Annotated in this window: 5 protein-coding genes; 1 reads left to right on the top strand and 4 read right to left on the bottom strand. The window is 75.8% G+C overall.

Translation table 11 applies throughout. From position 1 onward, the window contains the following. The first annotated feature begins 20 nt into the window (after positions 1 to 20). A complete protein-coding gene (locus ACQ452_RS09415) occupies positions 21 to 1,205 on the top strand; it encodes an endonuclease (protein WP_433392314.1) in 1,185 nt (394 codons plus the stop codon). 70 nt (positions 1,206 to 1,275) lie between these two features. On the opposite strand, the gene ACQ452_RS09410 is transcribed toward ACQ452_RS09415, so the two are convergent. The 4 genes from ACQ452_RS09410 to ACQ452_RS09395 all read right to left on the bottom strand — a co-directional run bounded on the left by ACQ452_RS09410 (position 1,276) and on the right by ACQ452_RS09395 (position 14,098). Continuing rightward, complete coding sequence (locus ACQ452_RS09410; RefSeq protein ID WP_433392312.1) at positions 1,276 to 1,908, bottom strand: CG0192-related protein; 633 nt, start codon at positions 1,906 to 1,908, stop codon at positions 1,276 to 1,278. Positions 1,909 to 2,029: 121 nt separating this feature from the next. Beyond that, the gene (locus ACQ452_RS09405) at positions 2,030 to 3,061 is read right to left on the bottom strand and encodes an MBL fold metallo-hydrolase (protein WP_433392310.1); all 1,032 of its coding nucleotides are present in this window, start codon (positions 3,059 to 3,061) and stop codon (positions 2,030 to 2,032) included. A gap of 49 nt (positions 3,062 to 3,110) precedes the next feature. Further along, the gene (locus ACQ452_RS09400; protein WP_433392308.1) at positions 3,111 to 12,905 is read right to left on the bottom strand and encodes an amino acid adenylation domain-containing protein; all 9,795 of its coding nucleotides are present in this window, start codon (positions 12,903 to 12,905) and stop codon (positions 3,111 to 3,113) included. After that, the gene (locus tag ACQ452_RS09395; protein WP_433392306.1) at positions 12,902 to 14,098 is read right to left on the bottom strand and encodes an MFS transporter; all 1,197 of its coding nucleotides are present in this window, start codon (positions 14,096 to 14,098) and stop codon (positions 12,902 to 12,904) included. Before ACQ452_RS09395 ends, ACQ452_RS09400 begins: the two co-directional genes overlap by 4 nt. Positions 14,099 to 14,183 lie beyond the last annotated feature (85 nt).

The raw sequence follows: 14,183 nt of genomic DNA, 5'->3' as shown, positions 1-14,183 counted from the left end.
GTCCACTAACATCGCTGTCCATGAATACCAGGAGCAGTACCCGCTCGGGGCCCGGGCGGCTGGCGACGGCGCTGGCGCTTGCCGTCGTACTGGTGGCGTCCGTGGCGGTGACGGCGTCGGCATCGGCCGCCACCGCCCTGACCGTCACCCAGGCGCTCGCCACCCAGGACGGTCGCGGCGCCACCGTGACCGGCTACGTCATCGGCCAGCCGACCGCCGCCACCACGGTGCTCAGGTCCGGCTTCACCTCGGACACCGCGATCGCGATCGCCGACACGGCGGCCGAGACCGGCCCGGCCCGGATGCTCTACGTCCAGGTGAGCGCCGCCTACCGGAGCACCTTCGGGCTGCTCACCAACCCGGGCCTGCGGGGCCAGCGGATCACCACCACCGGCACCCTGACCGCCTACTTCAGCCACGGCGGGCTGAAGAACCCGACGGCGATGACCCTCGGCGGCGGCACGCCCGCACCGAGCCCCTCGCCGACGCCGAGCACCCCGGCGCCGGGCGGGGACCACGACTCCACCTACTACGCCACCGCGATCGGCAAGTCCGGTGCGGCGCTGCGCAGTTCGCTGCACTCGATCATCAAGGTGCAGACGAAGCTCTCCTACGACCAGGTGTGGGAGGCGCTGCGCGACACCGACCAGGACCCGGCCAACAGCAACAACGTCATCCTGCTCAACACGGGTCGCTCGCAGAGCAAGACCGGCAACGGCGGCGGCGTCGACGACTGGAACCGCGAGCACGTCTGGGCCAAGTCGCACGGTGACTTCGGCACCGCGACCGGGCCGGGCACCGACGTGCACCACCTGCGGCCGGAGGACGTCTCGGTCAACTCGACGCGCGGCAACAAGGACTTCGACAACGGGGGCAGCCCGGTCGCGGAGGCCCCGGGCTGCTACACCGACGCCGACTCGTGGGAGCCCCGCAACGCGGTCAAGGGCGACGTGGCGCGCATGATCATGTATATGGCCATCCGGTACGAGGGCACCGACGGCTGGCCCAACCTGGAGCTGAACCAGTCGGTCAGCAACGGCACCGCGCCGTATCACGGCAAGCTGTCGGTGCTGCTGCAGTGGCACCAGGTCGACCCGCCGGACGCCTTCGAGAAGCGCCGCAACCAGCGCATCCACGAACGCTGGCAGGGCAACCGCAACCCGTTCGTCGACCACCCGGAGTGGGCGGGCGCCATCTGGGGCTGATCCGGTGGGCGACGCCGGCCGTGGCCGCGCCCTGGGACGGGTCGCCGCGCCCCAGGGCGTCGGGCGTCGCTCAGCGGCGGCGGGCGTACGCCAGCGGCAGTGGGCTCGGCTGGCCGCGCCACGTGCCGGTCAGCACGGCCCCCTCCGCCGCGGTGGCGCCGTCGAGGCGGCGCACGACGGCCAGTTCCACGGAGTCCGTGACGACGAGGGTGAGGTCGTCCTCCACCACCTGCCGCACGGCGTCGACGGGCGGGAGGTCGGCGCCCCGGGTGCCGCTGCCGGTGATGCTCATCGTCAGCTCGCGGTACTCCCGCTGGCCGTCGACCTCGAAGAACTCCTCCGCCTGGCCGGCGTCGGCGAGCACGGCCGCCGCCAGCGTCGCGGCGTAGACGGGGTCCGCGCAGGCGTCGTACACCCAGCGGCGGCCGAGCGCCGAGTGCTCGCTGGTGCCGACGAGCCAGTCGTCGCCGCCGGCCAGGGGTGCGTCCCGGTAGGTCAGCGGGACCTGGTGGATCGGCCCGTCGCCGGCCCTGACGAGCAGCGTCTCGACGCCGACCGCGCCGGCCGGGTCGTCGAACCGGTAGCCCGCCACGCGCTCGACGTCGGCGCCCGCCGTCCCCTGGAACCATGGCCGGCCGGGCAGCCACGCCATCAGCAGCGCCGCCTTCGTGGGATTCATCGTCGCCCAGTGCATCAGTGCCATACGCCGCATCGTAGGGGCACCGCCGCGCCCCGCGCCGCCCCGACCAGCGGCCAGCCGGCCCGGCCGCCGTGCTCGCCGCGCTGGCCCCGGGCGGCAGGGCGGCGGGGCCACCGACCCACGCTCAGACGGTGGCGTAGCAGCGCAGCCCGTCGACGTCGGCCCGGCTCAGGCGGCCCTGCGCCACCAGCAGGTCCAGGTGCGCCGCCGTCTCGGTGACGGCCAGCATCGCGTTGAACACGTCGAGATCGCCCAGCCGGTGTTCCCGCCTGGTCCACCGCAGCCGCCCGGCCGCCTCGTACGCCGATGCCGCCCCCCGGGCGACGGCCGCCAGCGTCTCGTCGAGCCGCGCGCCGTGGTGCGCGACGAGTTCGTCGACCCGCGCGTGCACGCTCGGGGTGACCGCCCCGTGCGCCGGGAGCAGCCGCGCGTCCGGTCGCTGCCGGACCAGCGCGAGCGAGGCCAGGAAGTCGCCGAGCGGGTTCGCGGAGAGCGCGGCCTCGAACCCGATCGAGGGTGTGATGGTGGGCAGCACGTGGTCGCCGGCGAACAGCAGGCGCGAGCCGGTGTCGTGGAACACGACGTGCCCGCGCGTGTGACCGGGGGTCTCGACGACCTGCAGGGTACGGTCGCCGTGCCTGATCCGCTGACCGTCGTGGAACCAGTCGTCCGGCGGTTCCCAGTCCCCGGTGCCGCGCCGCACGCGGGTCAGCCCCGCCAGGGTGTCGGCCAGCTCACCGGCGCCCAGCAGCCGCAGGCGGTCGAGCTGCTCGACGAGCGGATTCCGGTGCTCCGCCATGGACACCGCCAGGCTCTCGCGTTCGCCGGCGCCGAGGCTCACCCGCATGCCGTACTCGCGGCGCAGGTGCACGGCCTGCGTGTAGTGGTCCCGGTGGACGTGCGTCACGAGGAAGCGGCGTACGTCCCCGAGCGAGCAGTCCAGCTCGTCGAGCGCCGCCTCGAGCGCGGTCCTCGCCCCGGCGACCGCCCAGCCGGAGTCGACGAGCACGAGGCCGTCGTCGTCGCGCAGGACGTACACGTTCACCGCGCGCAGGCCGTCGTCGGGCAGCGGCAGGGGCACGCGGTGCACGCCGGGTGCGACCTCGTACGCGCCGGGTGTGGTCCAGTCCTCGCGGTTGCCGGGTTCCGAGGTCATGACCCGACCATAGTTGCGGCCGGGGCCCGTCCCGCCGACGGTGGCCCGCTCACGCCGACCGGTGCCGGGCCGGGCCGGTCGGCTCGTCGGCGGCCGCGCGGAGAATGGCGACGAAGCGGTCGCACCGGGCCGCCACCGTCGCCCGGTCGAACAGGTCCGTGGAATATTCCACGACGCCCCGCAGGCCGCTCCCGTGCGGGGTGACGACAGTGATGTAGTCGCGGCGCGCGCAGTCGAGCCCCTGGTCGGTCGTGTGCGCCACCAGCCCCGGCAACCGCACCTGCGGCGTCTCGGGATTCCAGCCGAACAGCGTGGTGGCCACCGGTGGCGGCAGACCGGGCCGCCAGTGCGGGTCGAGGGCCGCGTACACCTCGGCCAGGGGTGCCGGCTGGTGCCGGATCGCGTCGAGGAACACCCGGTCCAGGCCGGCCACCAGCTCCGGGAAGGACCCCGCCCGGTCCAGCGGGACCCGCAGCGGCAACGGGCTGGTGAACAGGCCCACGACCGACTCGACCTCGCGGTTGTCGCGGTGGGCGTACGGGCAGGCGAGCACGACGTCGTCAAGGCCGGTGAGTTCTCGCACGAGCAGCGCGTACCCGCTGGCCAGGACCGGGAACATGCTCGTGTCGCAGCGCTCGGCCAGGCCGGCCAGGCGTTCGGTCAGCTCAGCGGGGACGTCGAAGACGTACTCGCTGCCCCGACCGGACAGCCGCGCCGGCCGGGGGCGGTCCGTCGGTAGCGACACCGTGCGGGGCGCCTCGGCGAGGTGGTCGCACCAGTACCGCAGGACAGCCGGCGCGACGACGGCCGCCCGCTGCCGGCGGGCATGCTCGACGTAGCGGGCCGTGGGCGCGGCGGGGGCCGTGCCGACGCCGGTCTCGGCGGCGTAGCCCCGCCCCAACTCGTCGAGCAACTGGAGCATCGACCAGCCGTCACCGCACAGGTGGTGCACGACGAGCATCAGCACCCACGAGTCGTCGCCGAGGCGCGCCAGCCGGGCCCGTACCCATGGACCGAGGTCCTCCGGGAAGGGCTCGCGGCCGGTCCGCACGCACCACCGCCCGACCTCGTCGGCCCGAAGGTCGCGCACCGGCAGCGTGCCCGGCCGGGCCGCGAGCACCTCCTGATGCAGCTCGCCGTCGCGTTCCACCAGCCGGGTACGCAACGACTCGTGCCGCCCGACCAGCCCGTCGACCGCCCGGCGAAGGGCCGGCACGTCGAGTGGACCCGTGAGGTCCACCCGTACCGCCATGTGCACGGACGGCGGGTCGGGGGCCTGGCGCTGCCGGCGCCACATCAGCTCCTGCTGGTGGGTCGCCGGCGCCCGGTCCACGACCTCGGCCCCGCCTTCCACCGCCAGGTCCCGGGCCATCGCCCGGATGCCGGTGCTGCGCAGCACCCGGTGCGCGCCGACCTGCGCGTCGAGCAGGCCCGCCAGGCGGTTGGCGAGCCGTACGGCCGCCAGGGAGTGACCGCCCGCGGCGAAGAAGGGCACGTCGACGGGCAACCGGTCGACCCCGATCTCGGCGCACCAGGCGTCGTGGACGAGCTGCTCCAGCGCGGTGCCCGGCCGTTCGTCGGCGCCGGTCGCCTCGGGCGCCGGCAGCCGGGACCGGTCCACCTTGCCGTTGTCCGTGGTGGGCAGGGCGTCCAGCAGCACCCAGGCCCGGGGCACGAGGTGCGCCGGAAGGCGTTCGGCAAGCGCGGCGGCCAGCCGCTCGGTGCGGGACGCCACCGGTTCGTCGCCGTGGTCGTCCACCACCGCGTACGCGACGAGGTACGGCTCGTGGCCCCGGTCGTGCCGGGCGACGACGGTGCCCTGGCGCACCCCGGGCAGCAGGGTCAGTGCGTCGGCCGCCTCGCCGGGCTCCGTGCGCTGTCCGGCGATCTTGACCTGGTCGTCCACCCGACCGACGAACTCGAGGGTCCCGTCGTTCCGTTCCCGGACCAGGTCTCCGGTGCGGTAGACCCGGGCCCCGGGCAGCGCCGGGTCGGGCAGGAAGGCGGCGGCGGTCGCCCCCGGCCGGCCGTGGTAGCCCCGGGCCACGCCGGCCCCACCGATGTGCAGCTCCCCGACCGCGCCCCGGGGCACCGGCACGCCGGCGGCGTCGAGCAGGTGGAGCCGACGGTTGTCGACCGGGGCGCCGATGTCGACCGGGCCCGCGCCGGCCGCCCGCACGGGGCCCGCCGTGGTGACGATGCTGCCCTCGGTCGGCCCGTAGGCGTTGATCACCTCGGCCGGGAACCCGACGGGCGGTCGACGCCGTAGCTGGCTGCCGCCCACGACGAGGGTACGTGGGGCGCGGGCGGGCATCGGCAGCGCGAAGACGAGTTCGGCGAGCGGCGCCGGCAGGAAGGCCACCGTGACGCCACCGTGCGCCCACTGCGCGACGAGGGCCGCCGGGTCGCTCCGCACCTGCTCCGGTACGAGGTGGACGGTGGCGCCGGCCGCGAGCGCCGGGTGGATCTCGGCGAGGTTCGCGTCGAAGCCGAGCCCGAGCGCGTGGCCGACGGTGTCGGCCCCGGTCAGGGCGAGGGCCCGCACGTGCCAGTTGACGGCGTCCACGGCCGCCCGGTGCGGCACCAGGACGCCCTTCGGCCCGCCGGTCGAACCGGACGTGTACACGCACCAGGCGAGCTGCTCCGCCGCCGGGACCCGGCTCGGCGCCGGCAGGTCCGGGTCACCGGAATCCTCGACGCGCAGGCGGACCGCGTCGATCGGCGGTTCGACGTCGGCCGTGGTGACCAGCAACCGGGCGCCGCTGTCGGCGTACAGGGCGGCGACCCGGGCGGCGGGCAGCCCCGGATCGAGGGGGAGGAAGCCCGCACCGGCGATCAACACGGCGAGCTGGGCGGCGATCAGCTCCGGGCGGCGCGGCAGGAGCACCGCCACGAGGTCGTCGGGCCCGACGCCCGCCGCGGCGATCCGACGGGCCAGCAGGTCCGCCCGCTCGCGCAACTGCCGGTACGTCCACCGGGTCGTCCCGCACACCACCGCGACGGCGTCCGGGGTGCGCTCCGCCTGCCGCAGGAACAGCTCGTGCAGCCGGTCGTCGCCGTGCGGCGTACGCGGCCCGCGCAGGCGGCCGGCGGGGTCCTCCAGGTGCGCCGCCAGGACGGACAACGCCTCGTCGGGCTCCCGGGTCGCCCGGTCGAGCAGCCGCTCGACGTGGTCCAGGAACCGGCGCACCGTCACCCGGTCGAACACGTCGGTCCGGTATTCGACGTGGCAGCGCACCGTGTCGAGGTGCGTCAGGTGCACGACCAGGTCGACGGGCGCCTTGTCCAGGCCCACCGGGATCAGCTCGGCGGTGATACCCGGCAGGTCGAACCGGAACGCCGGGTCGCCGGCCTCGTACTCCACGACCACGTCGAAGAGCGGGTGGCGGCCGGCCGCCCGGTCGGGGGCGAGCGCGCGGACGAGGTCGTCGAAGGGCACCCCCGCGTGACCGTACGCGTCCGCCGTGCGGAGCTGGACGCGGGCGAGCAGTTCCCGGAAGGTCGGATCACCGGTGAGGTCCAGCCGCAGCGGCACGGTGTCGACGAAGAACCCGATCAGGTCCCCGCAATCCTCGTCGCGCCCGTTCATGCCGGTGCCGACCACCAGGTCCGGTTGGCCGCTGAGCCGGAACAACGCCACCCCGATCGCGCTGAGCAGGATGGTGAACGGGGTGACCCGCGCGGCGCGACCCAGCTGGCGGACCCGTCCGGCCAGCTCCGCCGGGAACTGCACGACAAGGCTTTCGCCGGCTGCCGAGACGTCTGCCGGCCGGGGCAGGTCCGAGGGCAGCACGAGGGTCGGCGGCAGCGGGTCGAGCAGGTCGAGCCAGTAGGCCAGGTCCGCGTCCGCGCCGGCCCGGTCCGAGCGGGCGCGGGAGCGGGCCAGCTCCGGGTAGGTGACCGGCAGTGGGGGCAGGGCGGCCCCCGCACCCGTCGACCGGGCCCGGTAGCACAGCCCGACCTCGCGGGTCAGCACGGCGTACGAGCGGCCGTCGGTGGCGAGGTGGTGAAACGACATCACCAGCACGTGGTGCGCCGGGGAGAAGCGCAGCAACTCGAAGGCGAAGACCGGCCCGTCGACGAGGTCGAACACCCGCGCGCTCTCGCGGGCGATCGCCGCCCGCACCACGGCGTCCTCGTCGGCGCCGCGGTGCTCCCGCACCGGAAGCTCCACGGTGGTCGTCGGCCGGACGATCTGTTGCGGTTCCCCGTCGACCTCGCGGTAGGTCGTCCGCAGCGGCGCGTGCCGGTCGACGACGTCCTGCAACGCCAGGCGCAGGGCCGTCGGGTCGAGCGCGCCGCGCAGCCGCACGGCCACCCCGTCCGTGTAGGCGGGGGTGCCCGGGTATGCCTGCTCGATCAACCACAGCCGCCGCTGGCCGGGTGTCAACGGCGCGGTCTCGACGGCCTCGGCGCTGCTCACGCGGCCGTCGTCGCCGCCCTGGTCGGGGCGCTCGCCGACGGCGGGTGGGCCCGGGTCGTCGGCGTCCGGCGTGCCGGCGACCGCCGCCGGCGGCACCGGCCGATCGGCGGCGGCCGGCTCCTCGCCGCCACCACCGCTGCCGGGCTCGGTCCCGCCACCGGTGCCGTAGGCGCGGAGCAGGGCGAGCTGTTCACCCATCAGATCGAGCTGGCGGTGCATGATCGCGACGAGGTCGGCCGGCACGCCCCGGGTGGCGGCGACCGGCGGGGCCGTCCCCTCGAGTGGCGGGGCCGTCCCCTCAACCGGCGGGGCAGCCTTCGGCACCGGCCCGGCCGGCGGGGCGACCGGCGGGGCGACCGGCGGGACCGTGGCGGCCGGGGCGGCGCGGGTCACGGCCTCGGCGAGCCGGCGGGGGGTGTCGAGGGTGGCGAACAGGTCCCGGACCGGCACCCGCACCCCGAACGCCTGGCCGATCTCCCGGGACAGCCCGATCAGGAGCAGCGAGTCTGCGCCGAGGGCGAGGAAGCTCTGGTCCGGCTCGACGTCGGCCACGTCCAGTCCGAGCCGCTCGGCGGTGCGGGCCCGGACGCGCGCCAGCACGGGATCGGCCCCGGTGCCGGTTCCGGCCGGCGACCGCGCCGGCTCCGGCACGGCGGCCCCCGACAACCCGACCACCCCGGCCGGGACGGGCGCGACGGACGCGGACGCGGCACCGGTGGCGGGTGGGGAGGCCCAGAATCGGCGGCGCTGGAACGGATACGCCGGCAGCGGCACCGAGCGCGCACCGTGGCCGGCGGTGAGCGCGGCCCAGTCGACCGGGAACCCGGCCACGTGCAGCTCGGCGACGGCCCGCCACAGCCCGTCGACGGGCGGGCGGTCGCGACCCTGGGACGACACCCACCGCAGGTCGGATCCGGTGGCCTGGGCGATGCCGGTAAGCGTTCCGTCCGCGCCCGCCTCGACGACCGACCTGACGCCCCACCCGGCGAGGGTCGTCTGGGCCGCGGCCCAGGCGACCGGCTCGCGTGCCTGCCTGCACAGGTGACCGGCGTCCGGCAGCCAGCCGGGCGGGCGTACCCGGCCGTCGAGGGTGCTGATCAGGGGCAGCCGCAGGGGCGCGAACTCCACCGCCCCGATCGCCTGGCCGAGCCGGTCGAGGATCGCGTCCAGACCCGTCGAGTGGAACGCCCGGTCGACCGGGAGCAGGCGGGTCGCCACGCCGCGCCCGTGCGCCGCCCGGGCGAGCGCGGCCACGGCGTCGGGAGCGCCGGCGAGCACGTGGTTCTCGGCACCGTTGCGGGCGGCGACCTGCACCGCCGAGCCGCGCAGCAGGTCGTCGACAGTTCCCGCGTCGGCCAGCACCGCGAGCATCGCGCCCGGTGGCAGGGCGTCGCGCATGAGCACGCCCCGGCGGGCGGTGAGCCCGACCGCGTCGGTCAGGGACAGCGCGCCGGCCACGACGAGGGCGGCGTACTCCCCGACGCTGTGCCCGACGACGACGTCCGGGGCGATCCCCCACGAGCGCCACAGCTCGGCGATCGCCACCGCGGTGAGCACCAGCGCCGGCTGCGCCACGTCGGTCGGGAGTCCCGTGCCGTCGGGATGTTCCCGCAGCCGGGCGACGAGGTCGCCACCGGTCTCCCGGTGGTACGCGTCGGCCCCCTCCGCCAGCACGTCGCGCACGAGCGGGAACCGCGCGGCGAGAGCGAGGACGGCGTCGCGACGGTCACCCTGCCCGGGGAAGGCGAACGCGACCGGGCCGGCGCCCGCCGGTTCCGCCCGGCCGGACAGCACGTCGGGCGTCGTGCCCGTCCCGACGTACCGGTCGAGGGCGTCGGCCAGTGCGGCGGTGGAGGCGCCGAGAGCGACCAGGCGGTGCGGGCGGTGGCGTCTGCGCCGCCCCGCGCTCGTGACCAGGTCGGCCAGCGACAGCCCGGGATCCGCGCGGAGCAGGTCGCGTTGGCGGGCGGCCAGCTCCACAAGCGCCGCCGGGTCGGCCGCCGACAGCGGCAGCAGTCCCGGCGCGGGGTGGGCCGGGGGCTGGTCCGGTCGACGTCGGGCCACCGGGGGCGGTTCCTCGACGATGACGTGCGCGTTCGTGCCGCCCACCCCCAGGGCGCTGACCGCCGCGCGGCGCGGTCGCAGCTCCGCCGGCCAGTCGGTGCCACGGGTGGTCACCGTGAAGGGACCGGCGGCGAGGTCGATCGCCGGATGCGGGCGGCGGAAGTTGATCTGTGGGGCGATCCGGCCGGACCGCACGGTCAGGATCGCCTTGACCAGACCGGCCATGCCCGCGCAGCTGTCCAGGTGACCGATGTTCGCCTTCACCGAACCGAGGAACGCCCGGCCGCCGGCGTACACCTGCGCGAGGGCGTGGTGCTCCACCGGGTCGCCCAGGGCGGTGCCCGTGCCGTGCGCCTCGACGTAACCGACCGAGCCCGCCGTGATCCCCGCGGCGGCCAGTGCCCGCCGGGCGACGTCGACCTGACCGGCCACCCCGGGTGCGGTGAAGCCCACCTTGTCGGCGCCGTCGTTGTTGAGGGCCGAGCCGATGATCACCGCGTGCACGCGGTCGCCGTCGGCGAGGGCACGCCCGAGCGGCTTCAGCACCACGGCGGCGACCCCGTTGCCGCCAACGGTTCCGTCGGCGTCGGCGTCGAAGGGGCGGCAGCGACCGTTCGCCGACAGGATCGCTCCCGGCGTGTGCCGGTAGCCCGTCACCTGCGGCACGGCGACGGCGACGGCGCCCGCCACGGCCTGGTCGGCCTCGCCGTCGAGCAGCGCCCGAACGGCCAGGTGCACCGCCACGAGCGAGGTCGAGCAGGCGTTCTGCACGTTGATCGCCGGCCCCGTCAGCCCCAGCCGGTACGCCACCCGGGTGGCCAGGAAGTCCGGCTGGTTGCCGAGCGTGACACCGATGGAGTCGGCCGGATCGGTGGATCCGGCCCGGTGGTCGAGCCGGCGACGGTAGGTGTGCTGCGGGTGGAGGTTCATTCCGCTGCCCGCGTAGAGAGCGGTCCGCACGCCCTGCTCGTCGCCCGGATGTCCGGCGTCCTCCAGCGCGTGGTGGCAGGTCTCCAGGAACAGCCGGTGCTGCGGGTCGAGCAGTTCCGCCTCCCGGGGGCTGATCGAGAAGAAGCCCGCGTCGAAGGCGGCGACGTCGCCGTCGAGAATCCCGCCGGCCGCCACGAAGCCGGGCTCGTCGACGGTGTCCCGTGGGGTTCCCGCGGCGACGAGTTCGTCGGGGGTGAAGGTGCGCACGCTCTCGACGCCGGCGGTCAGGTTCGCCCAGTACTCCTCGACGGTGCCGGCCCCGGGGAACCGGACCGCCATGCCGATGACGGCGATCCGCCGGTCCCGTGCCGGCCCGGCTGTGGGTTCCGCCGTCGGCGTGGCCGCCGGGGCGGCGAGGTGTGCGCTGAGCGCGTCGATCGTCGGGTGGGCGAAGAGCACCGGTTGCGGGACCCCGCGGCCCAGGGCCCGCTCCAGGCCGACCCGGAGGCGGACGATCTCGACCGAGCCGACGCCGAGTTCGTAGAAGGGCCGCGCCGGGTCGACCGGGCCGCCGACCAGGTCGCTGAGGATGCCGGTCAGGACCGCCCGCACCTGCGCGCGGCCCGGCCCCACCGGCCCGCCGGCCGCCGGCGGCTCGTCGCGCGGGCGCGCGGGCGGCTCGTCGGCCAGGAGCCGCCGGGCCAGTTCCGCGCGCCGGATCTTCCCACCGGAGGTACGCGGGAACTGCGCCTCGGCCACCGGCAGCACTCGCGCGGGCGCGACCTGCCAGCGGCGGGCCACCGCCGCGCTGACCGCCCCGGCCACCCCCGCCGGGGGCATGTCGGCGGTGTCGTCGGGCACGTAGAAGATCGCCAGCGACTCGGTGCCGGTGCGCGGGTCCGGTACGCCCACGGCGGCCACCAGGCCGTGCCGTACCCCGTCGACCTCCCCCGCCACCTGCTCGACCTCGTGGCAGGGCAGGTTGTTCCCGTTGAGGATGATCAGGTCCTTCGCCCGGCCGGTGATGGTGATCCGGCCGCCGTGCATGAAGGCCAGGTCGCCGGTCTCCAGCCAGCCGTCGCCGTCGGGGAAGGCCAGCCGGGTCGCCTCCGGGTCGGCCAGGTAGCCGGGCGTGACCCGGGCCGACGAGACCTGGAGCCGGCCGACGCGGCCCTCGGGGAGCACCGCGCCGGCGGGGTCCAGGATCCGCAGGGTGGCGCCGGGCGCGGGCAGCCCGACGGAGACGAACTCGGTGGTGTCGTCGAGGTCGCCGTCCGCTGCGTACGCCAGGTCGCCACCGAGGCTCGCCGTGCGGATCCGCAGCCGGGCGCCGGGCGCCGTGAAGGAGGTGAAGGTGATCGCGGTGCAGGTCTCCGACATGCCCCAGGCCGGTGTCATCGCCGACGCCGGCACCCCGGTGGCGGCGACGAACGCCTCGATGGTCTCCGCCCGGCACTGCTCTCCGCCGGTGAGGACCCGACGCACCCCGCGCAGGTCCCACGGCGGGCCGGGGGTGCGGGCGACCGCGTCGGCCACCAGCCGCAGGCCGAAGTTCGGCGCCCAACTGTGCGTGACCCGGTGCCGCCGCATCAGTTCCAGCCACCGCAGCGGGTCCTCGAGCACCCGCTCGGTGGCGACGTGGACGGACGTGGCGCCGAGGAAGACGCCGCCGAGGTGGTAGAGGAGCAGGCTGGCGGAGTGGTCCAGCGGCAGCCAGTTGAGCAGGACGTCCTGCGGGCCGACGTCGAGCATCGTCCGGGCGCCCACGGCGTACTCCGAGAGCCCCCGGTGCGTCAACGGGATGACCTTTGGTCGCCCGGTGGTGCCCGAGGAGAGCTGCAGCAGCGCCACCGACTCCGGGCTGGTGGTCGCCGGCCCCCGCGCCGCCGCCGCCGGAACATCCGCCGGGCCCGGGTCGGTGCCGTGCGTCGACGTCAGCTCCGGCACCGCGACCACATGGTCGCGCAGCTCCAGCCGGGCCAGCGCGTCGAGGTCCTGCGGCCCGGCCAGGACCACGGGTTCGCCCAGCACCCGCCAGGCGTGCACGAGGGCGGTGGCGCTCGGGTTGTCCGCGTCGTATCCGGTCGGCGCGCCGACGGTGAGCGGCACGACGCCACCGAGCACGCAGCCCCAGAACGTCGGCCAGTACTGCTCACCCGAGGTGATCCGCAGGATGACGTGCGAGCCCCGCCGCAGGCCGCACGCCCGCAGACCGGGCAGCACCGCGCGCGCCCGGGCGAGCAGTTCCACGTGGTCGACGAACTCCTCACGCCCGTCGGGGCCCACGGTGCGGACGCCCTCGCGCGGGAAGGTCCGGGCCGCCCGCAGCAGTGCCTCGTCCAGGGTGCGGGGGTGGTCGGCGGCGTCGGGCAGGTCTCCGCCGTAGCTGACGGCGTCGGGGCGTTCGGCGAACGGTGCGGACGTCACGGTGTCACCTCGGTTGGGCGCGCGGACTGACGGTGCGGTGGGTGGGCCGACGAACCGGCACGGGCGATGAGGAAGACGACGGCGGCGGCGAGCGCCAGACCGTGCGCCAGGGCGACCACCACGAGGGGCGCCAGGCGTTCGAGCGCGAAGGCGCTCACGATCATGCCGATGCCGAAGCCGGCGCTCTGCGCCGCGCTGGCCAGGCCGACGAGTTGCGGCAGCCGGGACGACTCGACGCTCTGCAACCGGGTGGTGTAGCTGATCTCGGCGTAGCCGTCCGCCATGCCGGCCGCCAGCGCCAGGGCGACCATCAGCCAGATCGGGGGCCCCGTGAAGGCGAGCACGAACAGCAGCGACATCGCGCAGGTGGCGAGGCCGAAGGCCGGCGGCGAGCCCGGGCGGGCGCCCCCGGCGGCCCGCCGGGCACACCACCTACCGGCGGCGAGACTGCCGAGCGCCCAGGGCGTGGTGAACAGGGCGGCGTACGCGGCGGGGGCGTCGGGCCAGGCCAGGTTCGCGTACACCGGGAGCCCCACGTTGTGCGACGCGGACCCGAAGGCGTCGACGGACCGCACCGCGATCATGGCCAGGACCACCGGGGCGACCGCGGGCAGGAGGCGACGGATCCCGCCGGGGCGGGGGGCGCCGGCGGCGGGCGGGCCGGCGGGGCGGGTCGCCACCCGCCAGGCGCCCGCCGCGCGGAGCAGCAGTGCGGACAGGACGTACGAGGTCGCGTCGAGCAGGAACACGGCCTGGTAGCCGAGCAGGGTCACGAGGATGCCCGCGCTGGCGAAGCCCAGCAGCATGGCCACCGAGCGGGCCGACACCAGGTGCGCGTTGGCCCGGGCCAGGTTCTCCGGGCCGACCAGCTCGGGCAACCCGCTGCGCAGCGCGACCGCCCACAGGGTCTGGCTCCCGCCGAGGACCACGGCCAGCGCGTGGAGCACCGTCGGCTGCGCGGCGGAGGGCGTCGCGACCAGCAGCACCAGCGCGCCGGCCGCCAGCAGGTCGCCGCCGACCATGAGCCTGGCCCGTGGGTGGCGGCCGACCAGCACCCCGGCGACCGGTCCCATCACGAAGCCGGCGCACAGGCGGACCGCCATGAAGATCCCGGTGTACGCGGCGGAGCCCGTGATCTCCAGCGTGAACAGCCCCAGCGCCACCAGGTTCAGGAAGCTGCCGTACGTGGACACGGCGTGCGCGGCGACGACGAGCCGAAGCCGACGTGCCGAAGGAACACCCGTCGCTGGCACCTGTCGAGACCCGCCCCGGTCATGA

The organism is Micromonospora sp. KLBMP9576 (genome assembly GCF_050941805.1).
Taxonomy (GTDB): Bacteria; Actinomycetota; Actinomycetes; order Mycobacteriales; family Micromonosporaceae; genus Micromonospora.
This window is presented reverse-complemented; position numbering and strand designations above follow the sequence as displayed.